This is a genomic window from Mycobacterium sp. NPDC049093 (assembly GCF_040704635.1).
Classification (GTDB): Bacteria; Actinomycetota; Actinomycetes; order Mycobacteriales; family Mycobacteriaceae; genus Mycobacterium.
The window spans coordinates 333521-357210 of the sequence record NZ_JBEZJS010000007.1 but is presented as its reverse complement, the minus strand read 5'-3'; the positions used below and the strand labels follow the sequence as shown (position 1 = coordinate 357210).

Below are 23690 nucleotides of genomic sequence, written 5' to 3'. Positions count from 1 at the left end.
CACGGGATTGATAGGCCAGACCTGGAAGCCCAGTAATGGGTGAAGGGAACTGGCACTAACCGGCCGAAAACTTACAACAACCAACAAACACCAAAAGTTTGATGGGTTTTCAGTAAGACGCACAACAAGCCTCGCAACCACACCACAAACACCCACACCTCGTGTGATCGGAGTGCCACTGCACCCCACCACCAAAACACAAGGTTTACACCCAGAAACGGGTGAATAGAGTTACGGCGGTCCATAGCGGCAGGGAAACGCCCGGTCCCATCCCGAACCCGGAAGCTAAGCCTGCCAGCGCCGATGATACTACCCTCTCGGGTGGAAAAGTAGGACACCGCCGAACACAAATTAAGTCCCGAGCCCTCCAATTTCGATTGGAGGGCTCGGGCATTTTTGTATGTCTGCACCTTTTTATTAGAGGCGCGTTTTCAATTCCGTAATTGAAAATGCGCCTCAGTCGTCGGTCAATTGAAAAGTGCCGGCATTGTGCGGCTCTTCTCCAATTCCAACAACGCCCGCTTGCGGTCCAGGCCGCCGCCGTATCCGGTGAGGCTGCCATTGGCACCGATCACCCGATGACACGGCACGATGATTCCGATCGGATTGTGCCCGTTGGCCAGTCCGACCGCGCGTGATCCGCTCGGTGATCCGATCTGCCGCGCGATCTCACCGTATGAGCAGGTTTCGCCGTACGGGATGGTCCGCAGGGCGTCCCACACCCGGCGCTGGAACTGGGTGCCCACCATGTCCAGTTCCAGGTCGAATTCGGTGAGGTCGCCGGCGAAGTAGGCGGTCAGTTGGTCGACGGCGTCGGGAAATGCAGAGTCGTCGTGCTCCCATCCTTCGCGGCTCCGTTCATACGTCTGATCGACCATCCGGAGGTGCATGAGCCGGCCATCGCGGCCGGCCAGGGTGAGAAGACCGACCGGGCTGTCCATCGTGCGGTAGTGCAGTGTCGTCATGCCTTCTCCTCTGGATAGTGCGGGGGCCATTCGTTCACCGCGTGGTCCAGGGTGGTCCACAGGTGTTGTGTCGCATAGGCGCGCCATGGGCGCCATCGGGTGCTGTGCTCTACAAGGCCGTTCACCGGCATGCCCAAGTGCTCGGCAGCGGCGCGGACCCCGAGATCAGTGGCAGGGAAGGCATCTGGGTCACCGAGGCCGCGCATCGCGATCACCTCTGTCGTCCACGGCCCCACTCCGGGGAGGGCGAGCAACTGCCCGCGGGCGCGGTCCCAATCGCAACCGGGGTCCAGGACGAGTTCGTCGGCGGCGATGGCCTGAACCATGGCCGTCACCGTCCGTCTGCGTGAGGCCGGCATCGCGAGATGCGCCGGATCGAGACTGACGAGATCGGTGACGTCGGGAAAGACGTGGGTCAAACCGCCCGCATCGTCGGAGATCGGTGTTCCGTAGCCGGCGACCAGGCGACCCACATGTGTACGTGCGGCTTTGATCGAGACCTGTTGGCCAATAACCACCCGAAGCGCGAGTTCGGTTTCGTCCACTGTGCGGGGAATGCGCTGTCCCGGCGCCTTGGCCACTACCGCCGCAAGACCCGGATCTGCCTGCAGCGCTTCCACGACCGCCTCGGGGTCGGCATCCAGGTCCAACAGTCGGCGGCACCGCGCGATGGCAGCGGACAGGTCACGGAAGTCGTCGAGCACCAACTGGCATCGGACATGGTCTGGTTGAGGTGCCAGGCCGACCACGCCATGACCGTGCGGCAGTCGCAGGGTGCGGCGGAACTGCCCGTCTCGGACCTCCTCCAACCCTGGCACCGCACTGGCCGCCAGATGACCGAACAACCCTTCGTAGGAGAACGGGGTCCGCACCGGCAGCCGTAGTGACACAACACCGGGAGCGGCGGAGGCCGCGGTGGTGAATTTGCTCCGGGCCCGTTGGCGAAGCTGGGTGGGCGTGAGATCGCACACCGCGCGGACGGTGTCGTTGAACTGGCGGATGCTGGCGAAGCCGGCGGCGAACGCGACGTCGGCGAACGGGATCTCGGTGGTTTCGATCAGGACCCGAGCCGTCTGGGCGCGCTGGGCCCGAGCCAGGGCCAGGGGATTGGCACCCAGTTCGGCCTGCAGGATGCGTTGCAGCTGCCGGCTGGTGTACCCGACGCGGGCCGCCAGCCCCGTCACCCCTTCGCGGTCCACGATGCCGTCGGCGATGAGCCGCATGCACCGCGCCACGATGTCGCCGCGCACGTTCCATTCCGGGGAGCCGGGGGAGGCGTCGGGACGGCACCGCTTGCAGGCCCGGAACCCGGCCGCCTGGGCGGCCGCCGCGGTCGGATAGAACCGCATGTTCCGGGCGAATGGTGGACGCACCGGGCAGCTGGGGCGGCAGTAGATACCTGTAGTGAGCACGGCGGTGACGAACCAGCCGTCGAACCGTGCGTCCTTGGATTGGACTGCCCGGTAGCAGCGGTCGAAATCTTCGTGCATGCGTTCCACGATGGCACGGCATCCGGCGCTGCACTAGCGGAAAAACGACATGGTCGTGGGGCTTGGCTCGCGGCTAGACTTCGACCTGTGGCCGAGCTGGTGCAGCAGTACCTGGACCGGATTCGTGCCGAGCAGACCGATGTGCGCGATGGCGCGCTGGCAAACTACATCCCCGAACTCGCCAACGTCGACCCTGAGGGCTTCGGGCTCAGCTTGTCGTCCTCGGATGGATTTGTCTACGAATCCGGTGACGCTGCAGTCGAATTCACGATCCAGTCGATTTCGAAGCCGTTCACGTATGCCCTCGCGCTGGACCGGATCGGCCAGGATGCGGTCGACGCCCGGATCGGGGTGGAACCCTCCGGCGAAGCGTTCAACGAGATCAGCGTCGACGACGTGACCAAGACCCCGAAAAACCCGATGATCAACGCCGGTGCGATTGCGGCAGTTTCGCTGATCCCCGGAGCAGGTCCCGACGAGCAGTTCGACTGCATCCATGAGTTCTACTCGGCATGTGCGGGCCGACGGCTCGAGATCGACATGGATGTGTATGCCTCGGAGAAGGCTACCGGCAACCGGAACCGGGCTATCGCCTACATGTTGGCCAGTTTCGGTGTGCTGGACGGTGATCCGGATGACGTGCTGGATGTGTACTTCCGGCAGTGTTCGGTCAAGGTGACCAGTACCGATCTGGCACGCATGGCCGCCACGTTGGCGCGGGGCGGGCTCAATCCGTTGACCGGGAGACGGGTGATCGACGCATACGTGGTGCGCCGCACCCTCAGTGTGATGGTGACCTGCGGGATGTACGACGCGACAGGCGATTGGGTCAGTGCTGTGGGCATGCCCGCCAAGAGCGGCGTCGGCGGTGGCATCGTGGCGGTGCTGCCCGGCCAACTCGGCATCGGCGTCTACTCGCCGCGCCTCGATGCACGCGGTAACAGTGTGCGCGGCGTACAGGTGTGCCGAAACCTGTCTTCGCAGCTGGGATTGCACTTCCTCAGCGTCACCCGTGAGTCGTCGTCGACGTTGCGGGCGGTCTTCGACGCGGGCCCGGGCATCCGGGTCTACGAGGTCCAGGGGGACCTCCTGTTCGCTGGGGCCGAGCAGGTGCTACGGACCGCCGACCACGACCGCGATCGGTACGACGTGGCCGTGCTGGACGTCACCCGCGTCGACGACATCAACGATGCCGCGCGCGGCATGCTGACCGGAATGCGGGCCAACCTGACCGCTGCGGGCAAGGAGGCCTATCTCGTCGACCCCGACGGTCGTGTGGTGCCTGCCGACCGTCGCGATGACTACGACGCCATCGTGTTCCGCACCCTCGACGAGGCCGTGGACGCGGCGTTGCGGTGGTGCGCAGGCTAGGCCGGCACGGCTACCCGGGTCGGCTCACCGAGACCTCGCAGGGGCACCGACTCGCCCAGTGACCAACGAGCCCTTTCGGTTTCAGATGCATTGGCGATGGTGTCCGATGAGGCCACCAGGTGCCCTGGCACCTGCTTGGAGAAATCACACAACCGTGACGCCTCGTTGACCGGCTCGCCGATCACGGTGTATTCGAAGCGTTCCTTGGCGCCCACGTTGCCCGCCACCACCTGGCCCGCCGCGACCCCGATGCCTGCTTTCAGCTCGGGAACCTCGGCGCGCAACCGCTGCGCGATGGCCCGTGCGGCCCCCAACGCTTCGTCCTCGGCGTTGGGCAGCGAGACCGGCGCACCGAACACCGCGAGGATGGCGTCACCCTCGAACTTGTTGACCAGGCCGCGGTGATTGTCGACCTCATCGACGATGACGGCGAAGAATCTGTTGAGCAGATCGACGACCTCGACCGCGGGCCTGGTGGCGACCAACTGGGTCGAGCCGATGACGTCGACGAAAATCACTGCGGCATGGCGCTCCTCGCCGCCCAGGACGGGCTTCTCCTGTTCGGCCAGTGCGGCGACTTCCCGGCCGACATGCCGGCCGAACAGATCGCGGACCCGCTCGCGCTCGCGCAAGCCGTGCACCATCGAGTTGAATCCCCGTTGCAGCTGGCCGAGTTCGGTGCCGTCGAACACCACGAGGTTGGTGTCCAGATCGCCCTGCTCGACGCGATTGAGGGCGGCACGCACCACCCGGATCGGGGTTGCGGTCAGATAGGACAGGATCCACATCAGCAGGAAGCCGAAGATCAACGCAAACAAGCCGAGACCGATGACGGCGTAGGCGAACTGGACCGGGGTGAGGTTGTTGAGCGTCACGGCGAACACCGCGGCCAGCATGATGCCGAGGATGGGAACGCCCGAGCTGAGCGCCCACACGACCATGGTGCGACCCATGATGCCCTGCGCCAGGCGGATAGGCGGCGGGCCCGCTTCCAGTGCCTGCGCGGCGACCGGTCGCAGTGCGAACTCGGTGAAGAGATGGCAGCTGACCGACACCACGATGCCGGGAAAACTGATGCCCAGCAGGAACTTCGGGATGTAATTGGTGTCGACCAGACCGTAGAGCGTCGTCAACAACGCGGTGCCCACGCCCCACAGGATCAGCAGCACCCGGGTGAGCCGGAACGGGGCGAGGAAGGTGTTCCGCTGATCCGCAACGGTGGGCGGGCGTTCCTCGATGGCCCAGCGCACGTTGTCGATCACCCGGGTCGTCGCCCAGAACACCCCGACGATCAACGCAGTCGCCATGTAAATGGGGGCAACGATGAAGGTGATCCAGCGGACCGGCGGGTCGAACACATCCGGCGATGGGAACAACAGGGTGACGATGATCATCGAGATGCCGATACCGAGCAGGTTCACCAGGATCACGAATGTCGTGAGGATGGCCTGGATGCGTACTCGGCGTCGGCGCTGACTCTCCGATACCCGGCCCAACACCCACGATCCGTATTCCGGGGTGTCCGGGATCCGGCTGTTCTGGCGGGTGACACCCTCAAGGACGCGGCCCAGCCGTCGTGCCAGCGATTTGTCGGAGTTCATTGTGGCGTCAGCCTAGTTCGTTCGACATGCCCTTAAGGTGGATCGGGTGCGCCTCGTGATTGCCCAGTGCACCGTCGACTACGTCGGGCGGCTGACCGCCCACCTTCCATCAGCCCGCAGGCTGTTGCTGTTCAAGTCGGACGGTTCGGTCAGTGTCCATGCCGATGATCGCGCCTACAAGCCGCTGAACTGGATGAGCCCGCCGTGCTGGCACACCGAGGAGTCCGTAGAAGGTCCAGGTGGGGCATCGTCTGTTCTGTGGGTGGTCGAGAACAAGGCCGGTGAGCAGCTGCGCATCACGGTCGAAGACGTCGAGCACGACTCCAGCCACGAACTCGGTGTCGATCCCGGTCTGGTGAAGGACGGTGTGGAAGCGCACCTGCAGGTGCTGTTGGCCGAACACGTCGAGCTGCTGGGGGCCGGCTACACCCTGGTGCGCCGTGAGTACCCGACCGCGATCGGTCCGGTGGATCTGATGTGCCGTGACGAGCTGGGCCGTTCGGTGGCGGTGGAGATCAAACGCCGCGGCGAGATCGACGGGGTGGAGCAGCTGACCCGCTATCTCGACCTGCTCAACCGCGATACCGTGCTGGCCCCGGTGGCGGGTGTGTTCGCTGCCCAGCAGATCAAACCGCAGGCCCGAACGCTGGCCACGGACCGTGGAATCCGCTGCGTGACTTTGGATTATGACCAGATGCGGGGTATGGACAGCGACGAATACCGGCTGTTCTGATGCGCCGTCGGCGTCGTGAGGATCGGCGGTTCGCGCCACTGCCGCCGTCACGTCGCGTCGAGACGGGGCCTGACGGTTACGAGTACGAGGTGCGGGTGGTTACCGCCTCACGTGCGGTGAAGGTCTATCGATGCCCGGGATGTGACCACGAGATTCGGGTGGCCACCGCGCATGTGGTGGTGTTGCCGGTTGATGTCGGCGATGTCGATGACCGCAGACACTGGCACACCGCCTGCTGGGCGAATCGGGCCAATCGCGGCCCGACGAGAAAATGGTCCTAGTGCTCTGAATCCGCAGCCGGTTCGACCAGCTCGATCAGCACGCCGCCGGCATCCTTGGGGTGGATGAAGTTGATACGCGAGTTCGCCGTGCCCTTGCGGGGAGCTTCGTAGAGCAGCCGAACTCCCTGGCTGCGCAGGCGCTCACTCAGGGCGTCGATGTCGCTGGTCCGGTAGGCCAGCTGCTGCAGGCCCGGGCCGCTGCGATCGATGAACTTCGCGATCGTCGACTTCTCGTTCAGCGGGGCCAGCAGCTGGATCTGGGCGCTGCCCTTGGGGGCGCCGCGCACCGAGAGCATGGCCTCCCGCACGCCCTGATCTTCGTTGATCTCCTCGTGGAGGACGATCATGCCGAGATGGTCGTGGTACCACTTGGCCGCGGCATCGAGATCGGGAACGGCGATACCGACGTGATCGATCGCCGTCACCAGCGCGGAAGCGAGTGCAGGACGGGCATCAACCTGTTCGGCGGTCATAACGCAACGGTAACCTTTACCTGAACGTTTGCGTATGTGTGATCGCCCACACAGCTCTTGGACCATGGCTTTGGAGGAAAGAATGACCACGTCGGTGATTGTTGCTGGAGCGCGTACTCCGGTTGGCAAGTTGATGGGCTCGCTGAAGGATTTTTCCGGCAGTGACCTGGGCGCGATCGCGATCCGCGGCGCACTGGAGAAGGCGAAGGTCGACGCTTCGCTGGTGGACTACGTGATCATGGGCCAGGTGCTGACCGCCGGCGCCGGTCAGATGCCTGCTCGTCAGTCCGCCGTGGCCGCCGGCATCGGCTGGGATGTGCCCGCCCTGTCCATCAACAAGATGTGCCTTTCGGGCATCGACGCGATCGCGCTGGCCGACCAGTTGATCCGCGCCGGTGAGTTCGAGGTTGTCGTCGCAGGTGGGCAGGAGTCGATGAGCCAGGCCCCGCACCTGCTGCCCAAGAGCCGCGAGGGCTACAAGTACGGCGATGCGACGCTGGTCGACCACCTCGCCTACGACGGTCTGCACGACGTGTTCACCGACCAGCCGATGGGCGCGCTCACCGAGCAGCGCAACGACGTCGACAAGTTCACCCGCGCCGAGCAGGACGAGTTTGCTGCTCAGTCGCACCAGAAGGCCGCCGCGGCATGGAAGGACGGGGTGTACGCCGACGAGGTGGTGCCGGTGTCTATCCCGCAGCGCAAGGGTGACCCGATCGAGTTCGCCGAGGACGAGGGCATCCGGGCCAACACCACCGCCGAATCGCTGGGCGGCCTGCGTCCGGCTTTCCGCAAGGACGGCACCATCACTGCCGGCTCGTCGTCGCAGATCTCCGACGGTGCGGCCGCGGTCGTAGTGATGAGCAAGGCCAAGGCGCAGGAGCTGGGCCTGGACTGGCTGTGTGAGATCGGTGCCCACGGTGTGGTGGCCGGTCCGGACTCCACGCTGCAGAGCCAGCCCGCCAACGCGATCAAGAAGGCCGTCGAGCGCGAGGGCATCAGCGTCGATCAGCTGGACGTCCTCGAGATCAACGAGGCGTTCGCTGCGGTGTCGCTGGCCTCGACCAAGGAACTCGGTGTCGATCCGGCCAAGGTGAACGTCAACGGCGGCGCGATCGCCATCGGCCACCCGATCGGGATGTCCGGTGCGCGCATCACCCTGCACGCCGCGCTGGAGCTGGCGCGTAAGGGGTCCGGCTACGCGGTGGCCGCGCTCTGCGGTGCCGGTGGCCAGGGCGATGCCCTGATCCTGCGTCGCCCGTAGTTAACCGACGGCTCAAAACGACGCTGCGTAGTAGCTGGCCGTCCGTTCAGGCACAATGGCGGCCATGACACGCTCCTTCGACCTGCGCACGGTTTCCGGCTGGTTCCGGCTCATCGCCCTCGCTGAGGCGGTGAGCTGGGCCGGCCTGCTGGTCGGCATGTATTTCAAGTACCTGGGCAGTCCGCGCACCGAGATCGGTGTCAAGGTGTTCGGACCGATCCACGGGGGCGTTTTCGTCGCCTTCGTGGTGGCCGCCCTGCTGGTTGGTATCGCCTGCAAGTGGGGCGTAGGCACCTGGATTCTGGCGTTGCTGGCCAGCATCGTGCCATTGGGCAGTGTGATCTTTGTCATGTGGGCGGATCGGACCGCCCGCATCGAATCGGGCGAGGCTCCCGCGCTGGTGGCACAACCGGGCGGGGCTGTCCCGGAAACGACGTGACAGACTTGATGGCGTGACTCGTCCACGACCTTCGGTGGGGCCGGCTCTGGCCGGCGCTGTTGACCTCTCGGCACTCAAGCAGCGGCCCGCGGCGGCCACCGGCGCTGGCAGTCCCAGTGCGCCCGGCGGCCCGAATGTCACCGAGGTCAACGAAGCCAACTTCGAAGCCGAGGTGCTGGTCCGCTCCGGTCAGGTGCCGGTAGTGGTGCTGCTGTGGTCTCCGCGCAGCGATTCCAGTGCCGCACTGGGGGACACCCTGGCCGGTCTGGCTGACGCCGACAACGGCAAATGGTCCCTGGCGCTGGTCAACGTCGACACCACCCCGAGGGTGGCGCAGATGTTCGGCATCCAGGGCGTGCCCACCGTCGTTGCGCTAGCCGGCGGACAGCCGATCGCCAGCTTCCAGGGCTCTCAGCCGGCAGACGAACTCCGTCGCTGGGTCGATTCGCTGCTCGACGCGACCGCGGGCAAGCTGACCGGGTCCGGCGACGGTGACGACGAGGCCGAGCAGGTCGACCCCGAACTGGCCGCGGCCCGTGCCCACCTGGACGAAGGGGACTTCCCCGCAGCGGCCGCCGCCTATCAGGCGATTCTCGATGCGCAGCCCAATCATGCCGAGGCCAAGGGCGCGGTGCGACAGATCGCGTTCCTGCAGCGGGCCAGCGCGCAGCGCCCTGATGCCGTTGCTGTTGCCGACGCCGCTCCCGACGACATCGACGCCGCCTTCGCCGCGGCTGATGCCGAACTCCTGGCTCAAGAGGTGTCGGCGGCCTTCGATCGGCTCATCGCACTGATCAAGCGCACAGCCGGCGACGACCGGACCAAGGTGCGGACCCGGCTCATCGAGCTGTTCGACCTGTTCGACCCCGCCGATCCCGAGGTCGTCTCGGGCCGCCGCAATCTGGCCAACGCGCTGTACTGACCCGACTTCTGCCGAGCAGACGAGTAAGTACCCCGGAACGTCGATTTCCGGGTACCTACGCGTCTTCTCGCGCAAGGAAAAGGGACCTCTAGGCGACTTCTAGACGGGCTCCAACCACAGCATCGCCAGGGGTGGCAGAACCATCACCGCCGAGGCGCGGCGGCCGTGCCACGGCTCGTCGGTGGCCTGCACCGCGCCCATGTTCCCGATGCCGGACCCGTTGTAGATCGTCGCGTCGGTGTTGAGCACCTCCTGCCAGTCACCGGCATGAGGTAGACCGAGTCGGTATTCGCTGTGCTCGCTGCCGGCGAAGTTCACCACGCAGGCCAGCACGGAACCGTCGGCTCCGAACCGCAGGAAGCTCAGCACGTTGTTGGCGGAGTCGTTGGCATCGATCCACGAGTAGCCCTCGGGGCTGGTGTCACGGCTCCACAACGCCGGGTGGCGCGCGTAGATCCCGTTGAGATCGCGCACCAAGCGTTGCACCCCGCCGGAGAAGCCCTGCTCGTCGAGCTGGAACCAGTCCAGCCCGCGTTCCTCCGACCACTCGGCGCGCTGTCCGAATTCCTGGCCCATGAACAAGAGTTGCTTACCGGGATGGGCCCACTGGTAGGCCAGCAGGCTACGCAGCCCGGCGGCCTTGGCGTGGTCGTCGCCGGGCATCCGGGTCCACAGCGTGCCCTTTCCGTGCACTACCTCGTCGTGGCTGATCGGCAGCACATAGTTCTCACTGAACGCGTACAGCATCGAGAACGTCATCTCGTGATGGTGGTAGCTGCGATGCACCGGGTCATGGCTGACGTAGTCGAGCGTGTCGTTCATCCAGCCCATGTTCCATTTCATCGAGAACCCGAGGCCGCCGAGGTTGGTCGGACGGGTGACCCCGGGCCAGGATGTCGACTCCTCGGCGATGGTGACGATTCCGGGGTTCGCCTTGTGCACGGTGGCGTTCATCTCCTGCAGGAACTGCACCGCCTCCAGGTTCTCCCGCCCGCCGTAGATGTTGGGGGTCCAACCACCCTCGGGGCGGGAGTAGTCGAGGTAGAGCATCGAGGCGACGGCATCCACGCGCAGGCCGTCGACGTGGTACTCCTGCAGCCAGTACAGCGCATTGGCGACGAGGAAATTGCGTACCTCGGGGCGACCGAAGTCGAAGACGTAAGTGCCCCAGTCGAGCTGTTCCCCGCGGCGCGGGTCGGAATGCTCGTACAGCGGCGTGCCGTCGAAACGGCCAAGGGCCCAGGCGTCTTTGGGGAAATGGGCCGGGACCCAGTCGACGATCACGCCGATCCCGGCCCGGTGCAGTGAATCCACCAGGAACCGAAAATCGTCAGGAGTTCCCAACCGGGAGGTCGGGGCGTAATAGGACGTGACCTGGTAGCCCCACGATCCGCCGAACGGATGCTCCGCCACCGGCAGCAGTTCGACGTGGGTGAAACCCTGTTCCACAACATATTCGGTGAGTTCCGTGGCCAACTGTCGGTAGCTGAGCCCGGGACGCCACGACATCAGGTGCACCTCGTAGGTGCTCATCGGTTCGAACACCGGATTCTGCGCGGCGCGCTGGGTCATCCACTTGCCGTCGCTCCAGGTGTAGGAGCTGGTGGTGACCCGGGACGCCGTTTGCGGCGGCACCTCGGTGGCGAACGCCATCGGATCTGCGCGGTCGGTGGTGACCCCGCCGGCGCCGTGCACGCGGAACTTGTACAGGCCGTCGATCGGGAACCCCGGCCAGAACAACTCCCAGACCCCCGACGAGCCCAGCACCCGCATCTGGGCCTCGTTGCCGTCCCAGTGATTGAAGTCACCGATCACGCTGACGCCCTTGGCGTTCGGTGCCCACACTGCGAACGACACGCCCTCGACGACGCCGTCGGGGGTGGTGAAACTGCGCGGGTGCGCGCCCAGGATCTCCCAGAGGCGTTCGTGGCGCCCTTCGGCGAACAGATGGAGGTCCAGTTCGCCGAGGGTGGGCAGGAACCGGTAGGCATCGGCGGTGGTGTGGGTGAAGATGGTTTCGTCGGCACCCGGATAACCGATCTCCAGGCGGTAGTCGGCGAGGTTCGTGAACGGAACAGCCACCGCGAAAAGCCCGGAGTCGATGTGCTGCATGGGGAATCGGTCGCCGCCGATCACCGCCACGACCTTGACGGCGTGCGGACGGTAGGCCCGGATCACGGTCCGGCCGTTGTACTCGTGGGCCCCCAGCACCGAATGCGGGTCGTGGTGTTGCCCGATCAGCAGCCGCTGGATGTCCGATGGGTCGGGCCGCAGATGTCTGTCGGTGAGGTGGTTGCTTCTCGTCATCTTGTTCTCATTCCCTGCGTAGCAAGCCCAGTCGTTGCTCATAGGGTACGAGCGGCATGTTCAGCACGTGTGCCACCGCCTTGGCGGGATCGAGGCGAACGTAATTCGACTGTCCCCATTGGTATTCCTCGCCGGTGATCTCGTCGCGTACCCAGAACCGGTCATGCGATTCCATACCCAGTGCCTCCATGTTCAACCACAACATGGCTTCTTCCGGGCCGAACGCGTTGAGCGTGACCACCACGAGCACGGTGTCTCCGGTGATCGGGTCGAACTTGCTGTAGGCGAGTAGTGCGTCGTTGTCGACGTGGTGGAAGGTCAGGGTGCGAAGCTGGCGCAGGGCCGGGTGCAGGCGCCGGATCTCGTTGAGGCGGGTCACGAACGGTTCGAGCGAACGGCCCTCGGCCATCGCCGCCGCGAAGTCACGGGGACGCAGCTCGTATTTCTCCGAATCCAGGTATTCCTCGCTGCCCTCCCGGACGGCTCGGTGCTCGAACAGTTCGAAACCCGAATACATGCCCCATGACGGGCTCATGGTGGCGGCCAGCACCGCGCGGATCGCGAACATGCCGGGACCGCCGTGCTGCAGCGACTCGTGCAGGATGTCGGGCGTGTTGACCCACAGGCTGGGCCGTGCGCTGTCGGCGTTCGCGGTGATCTCGTTGCCGAACTCGGTCAGCTCCCACTTGTTGGTACGCCAGGTGAAATACGTGTAGGACTGGGTGAAACCGCGCTTGGCCAGGCCGTAGAGCCGGGCGGGTCGGGTGAAGGCCTCGGACAGGAACAGCACGTCCGGATCTTCGTTCTTGACCTCGGCGATCAGCCAGACCCAGAAGTTCGGCGGTTTGGTGTGCGGGTTGTCGACGCGGAAGACCTTGACACCGTGCGAGATCCAGAACCGCACCACCCGCAGCACCTCGTGGTACAGGCCGGCGGGGTCGTTGTCGAAGTTGAGCGGATAGATGTCCTGATACTTCTTGGGCGGATTCTCCGCATACGCGATGGTGCCGTCGGGCAACACCGTGAACCACTCCGGATGCGCTGCGGCCCATGGGTGATCCGGCGCGCACTGGAGTGCGAGATCGAGCGCCACCTCGACACCTTGCCTGCGGGCGGCGGCCACGAAGTCGTCGAAGTCGTCGATCGTGCCGAGCGCGGGATGCACCGCATCGTGACCGCCCTCGTCGCTGCCGATGGCCCACGGTGACCCGACATCGTCCGGTGCGGCGGTGACCGCGTTGTTGCGTCCTTTGCGATGCACCTTGCCGATCGGGTGGATGGGCGGCAGATACACGATGTTGAAACCCATGCGGGCGATCCGGGGAAGCTGCTCGGCGGCGGTGGTGAATGTCCCGTGCACGGGATGTCCGGTCTTGTCCCAGCCGCCGGTGGACCGCGGGAACATCTCGTACCACGAGGAGAACCTGGCCAGCGGCCGGTCCACCCAGACGCCGTATTGCTCACCGCGGGTGACCAACTCGCGCAACGGGTACTGCTCGAGCAGTTCGGTGACCTCTTCGGACAGTGCCGCCCCCGCACGGCGGAACGGGTCACCGGGGATACGCAGTGCCGCGGCGGCCTCGATCAGCGGATCGCGCAGTTTACGGGGCACCCCTGCGGCGGCGCGCTCGAGCAGACGTGCCCCGACCAGAAGGTCGTTGGACAACTCGGCTTCGCTCTGACCGGCGCCGAGCTTGACCTCGACCGCGTGCCGCCAGGTGGACAGCGGATCGCCCCAGCCGTCGACCCGGTAGGTCCACAGGCCGACGGTGTCGGGCGTGAACTGGCCGTGAAAGACATCGGGGGTGTGTCCGGTGGACATCGGCAGGGCCTGGGGCTTGATGCGTTGTGAAGGACGCACCCCTGAGTTGGTGGGCAATACGGTGTCGATGGGCACCGGTGCGGCCGCGGTGCCGGGTCCGGTAGCCAGCTGCGGGTAGTCCGTACCGAGATACCGCACCACCAACGTGGCCGCGACGGCGTCATGTCCCTCGCGCCAGACGGTGGCGCGCACTGGCACCACCTCGCCCACGACGGCTTTTGCCGGGAACTGCCCGCCGAAGATCACAGGCGCGACATCGTCGATTCCGATACGACCGGCCACCCATCCACTCCTCACGTCGTCTCGATCAAGCGGCTGTCTCTCGTTCACACACCTTGTCGCGTGTCTGATACCCACCGTAATGGGCTGCCCAATCCGACGGGCGTTAAGCGCGACCAGACCGCCGCTCGTAGGGCTAACACCGGCTGAACGGATATCGCTCATCGCTGCACGAACCGGAATTGTCAGTAAGGTTGGATCGCGTGAAAGCCCTCAGAAGGTTCACCGTCCGCGCGCACCTTCCCGAGCGGTTGGCGGCGCTGGAACGGCTGTCGATCAACCTGCGCTGGTCGTGGCACAAACCCACCCAGGATCTGTTTGCCGTGCTCGATTCCGAGCTGTGGCAGCAGACCAACGGGGACCCGGTCGCGTTGCTGGGGGCGGTCAGTCCGCAACGGCTCGACGAACTGGCGGCCGACGAATCCTTCCTGGGCCGGCTCGACGAGCTGGCCGCCGACCTGGACAACTATCTGAGCCGCCCGCTGTGGTACCAGCAGCAGATCGAGGACGGGGTCGCGATGCCGAAAGGTATCGCGTACTTCTCGATGGAGTTCGGTGTCGCCGAGGTGCTGCCCAACTATTCGGGCGGCCTGGGCATCCTGGCCGGTGATCATCTGAAATCCGCGTCGGATCTGGGGCTGCCGTTGATTGCGGTCGGCCTCTACTACCGATCGGGTTACTTTCGGCAGTCGTTGACCGCCGACGGTTGGCAGCACGAGACCTATCCGTCGCTGGACCCGCAGGGCCTGCCGTTGCGCCTGCTCACCGACGCGTCCGGCGCGCCGGTGCTGGTGGAGTTGGCGTTGCCGGAGGCCCGCGACCTGCGGGCCCGGGTCTGGATCGCGCAGGTGGGCCGGATTCCGCTGCTCCTGCTCGATTCCGATGTTCCGGAGAACGAGCACGAACTGCGCGGCGTCACCGACCGGCTCTACGGCGGCGATCAGGAACACCGGATCAAGCAGGAGATCCTGGCCGGTATCGGCGGCATTCGCGCGATCCGGGCTTTCACCGAGATCGAAAACCTGCCTGCCCCTGAGGTTTTCCACATGAACGAGGGCCACGCCGGCTTCCTCGGCGTGGAGCGTATCCGCGAGTTGGTCGCGGCGGGACTGGATTTCGACACCGCACTGACGGTAGTGCGTTCCTCAACGGTGTTCACCACCCACACCCCGGTGCCGGCCGGCATCGACCGGTTCCCGGTCGAGATGATCCGACGCTACTTCGGCAGCCCGCCCGCTGGTCCTGCCGATTCGCGGCTGCTGCCCGGAGTGCCGCTGGAGCGGGTTGTCGCGTTCGGTGCCGAGGACGATCCGTCGAAGTTCAACATGGCGCACATGGGTCTGCGGCTGGCGCAGCGGGCCAACGGGGTGTCGCTGCTACACGGTCGGGTCAGCCGCGCCATGTTCAACGACCTGTGGCCGGGGTTCGACCGGGCCGAGGTCCCGATCGGCTCGATCACCAACGGTGTACACGCCCCGACCTGGGCGGCGCCGCAGTGGTTGGCACTGGGACGTGAGCTGATCGGCTCTGAGGCCGCCGAACCGGCGGTGTGGGAACGCCTGCAGGAGGTCGACCCCGGCCATATGTGGTGGATCCGATCGCAACTGCGCGAGACGCTGATCGCCGACGTGCGCGACCGGCTGCGCCGTTCCTGGCTGGAACGCGGTGCATCGGACGCTGAACTCGGCTGGATCGCAACCGCTTTCGATCCGTCGGTGCTGACCGTCGGATTCGCGCGACGGGTGCCGACCTACAAGCGGTTGACGCTGATGCTGCGCGATCCGGAGCGGCTGGAGAAACTGCTGCTCGACGAGAAACGGCCGGTGCAGCTGATCGTGGCGGGCAAGTCGCACCCGGCCGACGACGGGGGCAAGGCACTGATCCAGCAGATCGTGCGGTTCGCCGACCGTCCGGAGGTGCGCCATCGCATCGCGTTCCTGCCCGATTACGACATGTCGATGGCCCGGTTGTTGTACTGGGGTTGCGATGTCTGGCTGAACAATCCGTTGCGACCGTTGGAGGCGTGCGGCACGTCGGGCATGAAGAGCGCGCTCAACGGCGGGCTGAACCTGTCCATCAGGGACGGCTGGTGGGACGAGTGGTACGACGGCGACAACGGATGGGAGATCCCGACCGCCGACGGCGTGGACGACGAGGCGCGTCGCGACGATCTGGAGGCCGCCGCCCTGTACGACCTGCTCGAGCATGCGGTCACACCCAAGTTCTACGAGCGCGACGAACATGGTGTCCCGACCCGGTGGGTCGAGATGGTGCGCCACACGTTGCAGGTGCTGGGGCCCAAGGTGCTCGCCTCGCGCATGGTGCGCGACTACACCGAGAAGTACTACGTGCCTGCGGCGCTGTCGTTGCGCGAGACCGTCGAGGCCACCTCGGGTGAGCCGTTCGGTGCAGCCCGGGAACTGGCCACCTACCGGCGCCGTGCCCAGGAGGCCTGGCCGAAGATCCAGATCACCGATGTGGACAGCTACGGCCTGCCCGATACGCCGCTGTTGGGTTCACAGCTGACGCTGACGGCCACGGTGCAGTTGGCCGGGCTGAGGCCCGACGAGGTCACGGTGCAGGCCGTGCTGGGCCGGGTGGACGCCAGTGACGTCATCGTGAATCCGGTGACCGTGCCGATGACGCACACCGGGTCGGCAGACGGAGATACCGAGGTGTTCTCCACCAGCACGCCGCTGCCGGTGGCCGGGCCGGTGGGGTACACCGTCCGGGTGCTGCCGCACCATCGGTTGCTGACCGCCGACAACGAGTTGGGCCTGGTGGCACTGGCTTGAGTAAGGCGCTCAAAGTTCAGCTCGACGGTGGACCGTACGCGCTGGCAGCCGGAAGCGACGGCGCGATGTGGGTGACGCTGGTGCATGCCGGCGCCGTCGCCCGGATCTCGGCCGCCGGCGACGTGACCACGTACCCGGTTGCGGAGTGTGCGCGTCCGTCGATCATCGCGGCCGGTCCGGACGGGGCCCTGTGGTTCACCCGCTCCGGCGACGATCGCATCGGCCGGATCACCACGGCGGGGGAGCTGAGTTCGTTCGAATTGCCCGAGGGCAGTTCACCATTCGGCATCACCGCAGGCCCGGACGATGCCATGTGGTTCACCACGATGACGTCGGGCCAGATCTGCCGGATCGGCACCGATGGTGAGATCAGCAGCCAATCCGTGGTCGGCGGGATGCCGTCGATGATCACGAAGGGGCCCGACGACGCGTTGTGGTTCACCCTCAACGAGACCGGCAAGGTCGGCCGGCTGACCGTCGACGGAAATCTCACGGTTCGCGAACTGCCCACTGCCGCAGCCGGTCCGGTGGGCATCGCCGCCACGCACGACGATGCGGTCTGGTTCACCGAGATCCGCGCCGACAAGGTGGGCAGGATCCCGGTCCACGACGCGATCCAGGAGCTCGACCTGCCGGGCAAACCGCACGCGGTGGTCGCCGACCCGACCGACGGCGTCTGGGTCAGCCTCTGGGGTGCCGACCAGATCGCCCGGATCAGCGGCGACGGTGAGGTGGTGACCATCGACCTGCCATCCGGAAGCGAACCGCACGGGTTGGCGATCGGTCCCGACGGGGCCTGTTGGGTGGCGCTGGAATGTGGATTCGTCCTGAAAATGCCCACCTGAGTGACCGTCGCCAGCAACGGTCAGGTAAGTACATAGGCAGGTTCCCTCCGGGAACGTGGCGATACGTTCCTGCGGGGAACTGTAACGAGAGGCCGCCTGTGTTGATTCGCTCGTTGGGACTGCTCACGGCCGCGGCCCTGGCCTGCACGGCGTCGGTTGCCCCGGCCTGGGCCGATCCCGTCGTCGCCCCCGAAATCGAGGTGGTCGCCGATGTGCTGCCCAAGCCGGGTGAACCGGTCGTTGCCGATCTGGTCGAGTCGACCCCACCGGCCACCCTCAAAACCCCGGACGGCTGGGACCTCACGGTGTCGGCCGCCGACGAGACGCAGGTCGCGGCACCGCCGCTGACCACCGCGTTGTCCTCGCGCGAATACGTCGTCGGCGGAACCTACCGCGGCGCCATGACCGGACCCGACGGCGGCGACAAGCCGGGCGGCACCCTGGAGGCCGGCTATCAGATCGGCTGCGGCATCGACATGAGCACGTCCAACGGCGTCTCGTTGACCGGCACCGCCGGGCTCAACAGCTCGATCGGGGTCCTGGGCACCGATGTGGTCTCGCCCTGGCCCGAAGGCATCCTGCCGGGGGTCGGCGCCAACATCGGCGGCGGCATCACGGTCGGTCTCAAGCCCGGCATCATCAACCTCATCCCGGTGACCAAGAAGGAATTCAAGGGCACCGAGCCATGGGTGATGATCAGCAACTTCAGGGTGAAGATCGACGGCTGCGTGGGCCAGTCGTTCATCCGGTCCTATGCGGTGCTGACCCGTTCCACCGAAGAATCCGAGGCGGTGCTGGCCTGGTACGGCACCACGAAGGTGGTCTGAGCCGTCACGCGAAGCGCTTGAGACAGCGCTGCTCGTCACCGAGGATGCCGACCCGGAACGCATCGATGCGGGCGAACCCCGAGGGCACCGACTCTCCGTTGACGTCGCTGGCCGCCAACCCGTTGGTCAGGATGCCCGATACCGCCTCGTCGACGTCGCCCGCGGTCAGCAGGATGGTGTCGCCGTTGGGCAGGTTCACGGGCTTGATCATCTTGGCGGTGGCCACGCCCGTCAGGCAGGCGGTGCGTAGCGCCGCCTCGGCGTTGTCGAGCACCAAGCCCTGGGCATGTTGAAGGGCCAGGGCGTAACGCGAAATCAGCACCGAGAACGCGGTGTTGTCACCGCCGGCCAGATCGCCGACGTCGACCTCGTCGGACGGTGTTGCCAGCGCTTGCATTTCGGCCAGGTCGACGACGATGGTGTTGGTGTCAGGGCAGTAGGAGGCCGGGGGGCTGGGCCGTGCGTTTGCGCAGTCCGCTGCCGCCTCGGGCCGGAAGTCGAGCCGTGGGGGGCTCGCCGGCTTGAAGAGGATGTTGAGCGCGTCGACCATCGAGCGCACCCAGTGTTCGGTGATGTCCAGGTCGCCACTCTGGTCCTCGGGCAGCAGGACCGGAAGGTCGCCGCGCCGCTGGTTGATCTCCTTGACGTCGATCGCGGCACAGGCCGCGGGCCCGTCGGTGAACCCGAATTGGAAGGCCGAGATCCGTTCGAACGCCGACCCGTGCTCGTCGATCCCGACCCGGGCCTCGGCCTCGGTGAGCAGCGGGTCCCGGAACGCGATCACGGCGGCGAGCAGCTTGTTGAGCCCGTCGGCGGTACTGAGTGAGAACCGCGGGGAGTCACCCTGGGCCACCCAGCGCATGTAGCTGCCCGCCAGACAGTCGGCCTGCTGTTCGGCGACCAGGGTGGGCGTCTTGCGGTTGACCAGTCCGGCCTGCTGCTGGATCGCATGGCCGTACTCGTGGGCGAGCACCATGACGGCGCCCATGTCGCCGTTCTGTTGGCGCAGCCCGGGCATCAGCACGCCGCGGTCCCAACCGATGGTCCGATCCGGTTTGCAGAACGCGGCATTGACCAGACCGTAGGTCTCCATCCCGCAGAACCCACCGTCGAAACTCTCGGCGTCCCAGGAGATCAGCGCCCGCACCGGTTGGAACTCACCTTCGAACGCCTCGGAGTAGGCATCCGACCAGTACTCTTCGAGGTCGCTGACAGCGCTGGCGGCGAGGTTGTCGATCTTGCCGCCGTCGGAGTTGGTGACCTTGCGAGAGGGCTTCTCGGCGTCGGGGCGCAAACCGCTCGAACCGTCGGTGGCGGGCATTCCGGCAACCGAGAAGGGGTCGCTGAACACCGACACCGCCGTCCCGCCCACCAGAGACGAGCAACCCGCCAGCGGCAACACCGTGCATACGGCAAAAGCGATGCCGAACAGGGCGCGTCGGCTCATTTTGCCGCCTTCCGGTGCACTCTGGCGGCCATAACCATCCGCGCGGGTAATTGCCGCACACACTAGTTAACCGAGCGAGCTCAGGGTGCGATATCAGCTCGCGCCGCGCAGCCGCTTCAGCGACTGACGTACCCGTTCGGGGTCGGTGGTGGACCAGAACGGCGGCAGTGACGAGCGCAGGTACCCGCCGTAGCGGGCGGTCGCCAACCGGGAGTCGAGCACCGCGATGACGCCGCGGTCGTCGGTGTGGCGCAGCAGCCGACCGGTGCCCTGGGCGAGGAGCAGCGCGGCGTGGTTGGCGGCGATCGCCATGAAGCCGTTACCACCGTGCGCGCTGATCGCCCGCTGCCGGGCGGTCAACAACGGATCGTCGGGGCGGGGGAACGGAATCCGGTCGATCAGCACCAGCGAGAGCGACGGCCCGGGCACGTCCACCCCCTGCCACAACGAAAGGGTGCCGAACAGCGAGGTCTCCGGATCATCTGAGAACTTCTGCACCAGAGCCGAAGTGGTGTCCTCGCCCTGGCACAGGACCGGTGTGGACAGCCGTCCGCGCATGACCTCGGCGGCGGCCTTGGCTGCGCGCATCGACGAGAACAGACCAAGGGTGCGGCCGCCGGCCGCGGTGATCAGCCCCTCGATCTCATCGAGAGTCCTGGTGTCGGTGCCGTCCCGCCCGGGAGGCGGTAAATGCTTGGCCACGTAGAGGATTGCGGATTTGGCGTGGTCGAATGGTGATCCGACATCGAGACCGCGCCAGCCCGGTTTGGCCGACTCATTGTCGTCGGAGAAACCGCCAAGGCCCCAGTTGCGCGCCATCGCGTCGAAGTTGCCGCCGAGGGTCAGCGTTGCCGAGGTCAGTACCGCGGTGGTGTTGGCGAACAGCCTGGTGCGCAACAAGCCCGACACCGACATGGGTGCCACCCGCAACAGGCTGCGTCCTGGTCTGGGAGCCCCGGTGTTTCCGGTGTTCGGCCCGTCCGACTGTTCCACCCACACCACATCGACGCGGTCGGGGATGGCCGGGACGAACGAGGTGAGGATCCGGGTGGCGGTGTCACTGACGTCGCTCAGTGCGGTGACGGCCTCGGTGCGGGCCGAGGCGGCCTGCGGGTCGCTGGGTGCGGTGTCGATCGCCGTGCGTGCCGCATTGGCGGCATCGCGCAATGCGGTCAGATAGGTGCCCAGTTCCTCGTCGAGCACATCGATGCGGCCGGCGTCGAGCTCGTGCAGCATCGAGGACAACGTCGCCACCGCGGCCTCGAACCGTTCTGCCAGTTCGTCATCCACCAAACGGGACATTCTGCGGTGTGCCACGGCCATCGAGGTCGCCGACAATTCGGCGGTGGCCACCCCGGTCACCCGGTCGGCCAGTTCGTGAGCCTCGTCGACCACCAGTTGCTCGTACTCGGGCAGCACCGAGAAATCGGAGAGCGCGTCGATGGCCAGCAGTGCATGGTTGGTGACGACGACGTCGGCGGCCCCGGCCTTCTCCCGCGCCCGCTCGGCGAAGCAGTCGGTACCGAACTGGCAGCGCGACACCCCGATGCATTCCCGTGCCGAGACACTGACCTGCGACCACGATCGGTCCGGCACGCCGGGGGTCACCTCGTCGCGGTCGCCGGTCTCGGTGTCGGAGGACCATTCCGTCAGCCGTTGCACATCGCGGCCCATGGCGCTGACAGCCATGGGGGAGAACAACTCGTCCTGGGGTCGGTCCGCCGGCTCCTCGGCCGATCCGTTGTGAATTTTGTTCAGGCACAGGTAATTTCCGCGCCCCTTCAGCAGCGCGAACGTGGGTTTGCGGGGCAGCGCATCGGCCAGTGAGTTCACCAACCGGGGCAGGTCCCGGTCGACCAGCTGGCGTTGCAGGGCGATGGTGGCAGTCGAGACGACCACCGGTTGCTCGGTCTGCAGCGCGCGGGCGATCGAGGGCACCAGATAGGCCAGCGATTTGCCGGTGCCGGTGCCGGCCTGCACGGCCAGGTGTTCACCGGATTCGAAGGCGTTGGCGACGGCCTCGGCCATCTGGACCTGACCGGGGCGGCTGGCACCGCCGAGCCCTTTGACGGCGATCTTGAGGAGATTGGTCACCACGTTGGCCACCTCACGGGATGGCTTCGATTTGGTCGTCATGTCAGTGCCGACGCCACGACCCGGGTGGGAATGGCCGGCTCGCCACGGGAAAGTTTGAGGCCATCCCACGGCAGGCTGTTCAGACCCGCGGCCACCCGCTCGCGCGCGGTGGTCAGATCGGCGGTCGGGTGGTGCCCCTCGGCGGGGACACCGTCGGTGACCAGTGGCACCGTGAGCCGGCGCGCGGTGAGCCCCGAGGGCTCCGACGGAACCTGGCCGTACGGGTGGACCACTTCCTCGACGATCGTGCCCGAGGCCTTGGCCAGCCGGAGCGCCTGTTTGCGGCCGCCGTGGGATTCCTTGCGGCTGCTGCGCTTGGCCACCGGGATCCCGTCGACCTCGACCAGCTTGTAGACCATCCCGGCGGTCGGTGCGCCCGATCCGGTGACCACCGAGGTGCCGACGCCATAGCTGTCGACGGGCTCGGCGCGCAGGGCGGCGATCGCGAACTCGTCGAGGTCACCGGAGACCACGATCTGGGTTCCGGTGGCCCCGAGACCGTCGAGCTGCTGGCGCACCTGACGGGCCAGCACCCCGAGGTCACCCGAGTCGATGCGGACGGCGCCCAGCTGCGGACCGGCCGCGGCGATCGCGTTGGCCACACCGGCGGTGATGTCGTAGGTGTCCACCAGCAGGGTGGTGTCGACGCCGAGCGCAGCCACCTGGCCGCGGAACGCGGCCTGCTCGTCGGGGCCGGACTCGGTGGTGTGCAGCAGCGTGTAGGCGTGCGCCGCGGTGCCCAGCGCGGGGACTCCGTAGCGCTGCTGGGCGGCCAGATTGGAAGATCCGGTGAACCCGGCCAGGTAGGCGGCCCGCGCTGCGGCCACGGCTGCCAACTCGTGGGTACGCCGTGAGCCCATCTCGATCATCGGGCGGCCGTGGGCGGCGCTGGTCATCCGGGCAGCCGCCGATGCGATCGCCGTGTCGTGGTTGAGGATTGAGAGCACCAGGGTCTCGAGCACCACACACTCGGCGAAGGTTCCGTGCACCGAAAGCACGGGTGAACCCGGAAAATAGAGCTCGCCCTCGGCATAGCCGTCGACGTCACCGGTGAACCGGTAGTTCGCCAGATAATCCAGTGTCGCGGGGTCGAGGAACTCGGAGAGCCCGGTCAATTCCTGCGGCGAGAAGTTGAACTCTGCCAACGCTTCCACAAACCGCCCGGTGCCGGCGACCACGCCGTACCGGCGCCCTTCGGGTAGGCGGCGGGCAAAGACTTCGAACGTGGTGCGGCGGTGCGCCGTGCCGTCGCGCAGCGCGGCGGCGAGCATCGTCAGCTCGTACTTGTCGGTGAGCAACGCGACGGTCACACCAGCAACCGTAGCTGTTCACGGCTGCTTCAATAGCGCGGCTCCCCTGCCGGTATTGTGGGCCCATGGTTACACCGGCGAAGGCCCGTCCGGGGACCCGCGAGGAGCGCAGCGTCGAGGCTGCGCCCCGGGAAGAGACAGCCTCCGAAAGTCCATGGGTGACCATCGTCTGGGACGATCCGGTCAACCTGATGACCTATGTCACCTACGTGTTCCAGAAGTTGTTCGGATACAGCGAGCCGCACGCGACCAAACTGATGTTGCAGGTGCACAACGACGGCAAGGCCGTGGTGTCGGCAGGCAGCCGTGAGTCGATGGAAACCGATGTGTCCAAACTGCATGCGGCGGGGCTGTGGGCCACGATGCAACAGGACCGCTGATCG

The 23690-nt window shown here is 66.3% G+C and carries 19 protein-coding genes and 1 rRNA gene; 11 read left to right on the top strand and 9 right to left on the bottom strand.

Annotation, left to right across the window (positions count from 1 at the left end; all coding sequences use genetic code 11):
- Window positions 1-232: 232 nt before the first annotated feature.
- Window positions 233-346, top strand: a 5S ribosomal RNA gene (gene rrf, locus AB0876_RS27700).
- Window positions 347-467: 121 nt separating this feature from the next.
- Here the strand turns inward: rrf and AB0876_RS27695 are convergent.
- Together AB0876_RS27695 and AB0876_RS27690 are read right to left on the bottom strand one after the other, a co-directional pair.
- Window positions 468-965 (bottom strand): methylated-DNA--[protein]-cysteine S-methyltransferase, encoded by a 498-nt coding sequence (locus AB0876_RS27695; RefSeq protein ID WP_526043441.1) that lies wholly within the window; start codon window positions 963-965, stop codon window positions 468-470.
- Window positions 962-2455: a DNA-3-methyladenine glycosylase 2 family protein gene (locus AB0876_RS27690; protein ID WP_491840993.1), complete on the bottom strand. Its 1494-nt coding sequence runs from the start codon at window positions 2453-2455 to the stop codon at window positions 962-964. The genes AB0876_RS27695 and AB0876_RS27690 overlap by 4 nt, the downstream gene beginning before the upstream one ends.
- Before the next feature lie 87 nt (window positions 2456-2542).
- Here AB0876_RS27690 and glsA point away from each other — a divergent pair, with 87 nt between their 5' ends.
- Window positions 2543-3826: a glutaminase A gene (gene glsA / locus AB0876_RS27685; protein WP_491840994.1), complete on the top strand. Its 1284-nt coding sequence runs from the start codon at window positions 2543-2545 to the stop codon at window positions 3824-3826.
- Here the strand turns inward: glsA and AB0876_RS27680 are convergent.
- Window positions 3823-5427: an adenylate/guanylate cyclase domain-containing protein gene (locus AB0876_RS27680; protein ID WP_526043440.1), complete on the bottom strand. Its 1605-nt coding sequence runs from the start codon at window positions 5425-5427 to the stop codon at window positions 3823-3825. The genes glsA and AB0876_RS27680 overlap by 4 nt on opposite strands.
- A 46-nt stretch (window positions 5428-5473) precedes the next feature.
- On the opposite strand from AB0876_RS27680, the gene nucS reads away from it, so the two are divergent.
- Both nucS and AB0876_RS27670 read left to right on the top strand, forming a co-directional pair.
- A complete protein-coding gene (gene nucS, locus AB0876_RS27675) occupies window positions 5474-6160 on the top strand; it encodes an endonuclease NucS (protein WP_491840996.1) in 687 nt (228 codons plus the stop codon).
- On the top strand, window positions 6160-6441 hold the full coding sequence (locus AB0876_RS27670) for an Rv1322 family protein (protein WP_055116145.1): 282 nt from the start codon (window positions 6160-6162) through the stop codon (window positions 6439-6441). Before nucS ends, AB0876_RS27670 begins: the two co-directional genes overlap by 1 nt.
- On the opposite strand, the gene mce is transcribed toward AB0876_RS27670, so the two are convergent.
- A complete protein-coding gene (gene mce / locus AB0876_RS27665; RefSeq protein ID WP_055116143.1) occupies window positions 6438-6914 on the bottom strand; it encodes a methylmalonyl-CoA epimerase in 477 nt (158 codons plus the stop codon). The two genes, AB0876_RS27670 and mce, sit on opposite strands and share 4 nt — an antisense overlap.
- A gap of 82 nt (window positions 6915-6996) precedes the next feature.
- Here mce and AB0876_RS27660 point away from each other — a divergent pair, with 82 nt between their 5' ends.
- The 3 genes from AB0876_RS27660 to AB0876_RS27650 are packed head-to-tail and all read left to right on the top strand — an operon-like array spanning window position 6997 to window position 9539.
- Window positions 6997-8178 carry an acetyl-CoA C-acetyltransferase gene (locus AB0876_RS27660; RefSeq protein WP_055116141.1) on the top strand — a complete coding sequence of 394 codons (1182 nt, stop codon included), beginning with the start codon at window positions 6997-6999 and terminating at the stop codon, window positions 8176-8178.
- Window positions 8179-8233: 55 nt separating this feature from the next.
- The gene (locus AB0876_RS27655; RefSeq protein ID WP_491840998.1) at window positions 8234-8617 is read left to right on the top strand and encodes a DUF3817 domain-containing protein; all 384 of its coding nucleotides are present in this window, start codon (window positions 8234-8236) and stop codon (window positions 8615-8617) included.
- Between the two features lie 13 nt (window positions 8618-8630).
- On the top strand, window positions 8631-9539 hold the full coding sequence (locus AB0876_RS27650) for a tetratricopeptide repeat protein (RefSeq protein ID WP_526043439.1): 909 nt from the start codon (window positions 8631-8633) through the stop codon (window positions 9537-9539).
- A 99-nt stretch (window positions 9540-9638) separates the two neighbouring features.
- On the opposite strand, the gene glgB is transcribed toward AB0876_RS27650, so the two are convergent.
- Window positions 9639-11846: a 1,4-alpha-glucan branching protein GlgB gene (glgB, locus tag AB0876_RS27645; RefSeq protein WP_526043438.1), complete on the bottom strand. Its 2208-nt coding sequence runs from the start codon at window positions 11844-11846 to the stop codon at window positions 9639-9641.
- A gap of 7 nt (window positions 11847-11853) precedes the next feature.
- Entirely contained in the window at window positions 11854-13950 is a 2097-nt protein-coding gene (locus tag AB0876_RS27640; RefSeq protein WP_491841001.1) for an alpha-1,4-glucan--maltose-1-phosphate maltosyltransferase, read from the bottom strand.
- A gap of 200 nt (window positions 13951-14150) precedes the next feature.
- Here AB0876_RS27640 and AB0876_RS27635 point away from each other — a divergent pair, with 200 nt between their 5' ends.
- The 3 genes from AB0876_RS27635 (at window position 14151) to AB0876_RS27625 (ending at window position 18414) form a co-directional block, all read left to right on the top strand.
- Window positions 14151-16742 carry a glycosyltransferase family 1 protein gene (locus AB0876_RS27635; RefSeq protein ID WP_463794389.1) on the top strand — a complete coding sequence of 864 codons (2592 nt, stop codon included), beginning with the start codon at window positions 14151-14153 and terminating at the stop codon, window positions 16740-16742.
- Window positions 16739-17587 carry a Vgb family protein gene (locus AB0876_RS27630; RefSeq protein WP_491841003.1) on the top strand — a complete coding sequence of 283 codons (849 nt, stop codon included), beginning with the start codon at window positions 16739-16741 and terminating at the stop codon, window positions 17585-17587. Before AB0876_RS27635 ends, AB0876_RS27630 begins: the two co-directional genes overlap by 4 nt.
- 98 nt (window positions 17588-17685) lie before the next feature.
- A complete protein-coding gene (locus AB0876_RS27625) occupies window positions 17686-18414 on the top strand; it encodes an MspA family porin (protein ID WP_491841004.1) in 729 nt (242 codons plus the stop codon).
- Window positions 18415-18418: 4 nt separating this feature from the next.
- On the opposite strand, the gene AB0876_RS27620 is transcribed toward AB0876_RS27625, so the two are convergent.
- The 3 genes from AB0876_RS27620 to AB0876_RS27610 all read right to left on the bottom strand — a co-directional run bounded on the left by AB0876_RS27620 (window position 18419) and on the right by AB0876_RS27610 (window position 23268).
- A complete protein-coding gene (locus AB0876_RS27620; protein WP_463794385.1) occupies window positions 18419-19861 on the bottom strand; it encodes a neutral zinc metallopeptidase in 1443 nt (480 codons plus the stop codon).
- Between the two features lie 93 nt (window positions 19862-19954).
- The gene (locus AB0876_RS27615; protein WP_491841005.1) at window positions 19955-21997 is read right to left on the bottom strand and encodes an ATP-dependent DNA helicase; all 2043 of its coding nucleotides are present in this window, start codon (window positions 21995-21997) and stop codon (window positions 19955-19957) included.
- A complete protein-coding gene (locus AB0876_RS27610) occupies window positions 21994-23268 on the bottom strand; it encodes a nicotinate phosphoribosyltransferase (RefSeq protein ID WP_526043460.1) in 1275 nt (424 codons plus the stop codon). The genes AB0876_RS27615 and AB0876_RS27610 overlap by 4 nt, the downstream gene beginning before the upstream one ends.
- 104 nt (window positions 23269-23372) lie before the next feature.
- Between AB0876_RS27610 and clpS the strand changes: the two genes are divergently transcribed.
- The gene (gene clpS / locus AB0876_RS27605) at window positions 23373-23687 is read left to right on the top strand and encodes an ATP-dependent Clp protease adapter ClpS (RefSeq protein ID WP_463794381.1); all 315 of its coding nucleotides are present in this window, start codon (window positions 23373-23375) and stop codon (window positions 23685-23687) included.
- Window positions 23688-23690 lie beyond the last annotated feature (3 nt).

Bases quoted from the DNA above. Each gene is read 5' to 3' on its own strand.
- AB0876_RS27690 (WP_491840993.1), bottom strand. From the start codon at position 2,455: ATGCACGAAGATTTCGACCGCTGCTACCGGGCAGTCCAATCCAAGGAC.
- clpS (WP_463794381.1), top strand. From the start codon at position 23,373: ATGGTTACACCGGCGAAGGCCCGTCCGGGGACCCGCGAGGAGCGCAGC.
- AB0876_RS27695 (WP_526043441.1), bottom strand. From the start codon at position 965: ATGACGACACTGCACTACCGCACGATGGACAGCCCGGTCGGTCTTCTC.
- AB0876_RS27670 (WP_055116145.1), top strand. From the start codon at position 6,160: ATGCGCCGTCGGCGTCGTGAGGATCGGCGGTTCGCGCCACTGCCGCCG.
- AB0876_RS27615 (WP_491841005.1), bottom strand. From the start codon at position 21,997: ATGACGACCAAATCGAAGCCATCCCGTGAGGTGGCCAACGTGGTGACC.
- AB0876_RS27620 (WP_463794385.1), bottom strand. From the start codon at position 19,861: ATGAGCCGACGCGCCCTGTTCGGCATCGCTTTTGCCGTATGCACGGTG.
- AB0876_RS27680 (WP_526043440.1), bottom strand. From the start codon at position 5,427: ATGAACTCCGACAAATCGCTGGCACGACGGCTGGGCCGCGTCCTTGAG.
- AB0876_RS27655 (WP_491840998.1), top strand. From the start codon at position 8,234: ATGGCGGCCATGACACGCTCCTTCGACCTGCGCACGGTTTCCGGCTGG.
- glgB (WP_526043438.1), bottom strand. From the start codon at position 11,846: ATGACGAGAAGCAACCACCTCACCGACAGACATCTGCGGCCCGACCCA.
- AB0876_RS27660 (WP_055116141.1), top strand. From the start codon at position 6,997: ATGACCACGTCGGTGATTGTTGCTGGAGCGCGTACTCCGGTTGGCAAG.
- AB0876_RS27610 (WP_526043460.1), bottom strand. From the start codon at position 23,268: ATGCTCGCCGCCGCGCTGCGCGACGGCACGGCGCACCGCCGCACCACG.
- mce (WP_055116143.1), bottom strand. From the start codon at position 6,914: ATGACCGCCGAACAGGTTGATGCCCGTCCTGCACTCGCTTCCGCGCTG.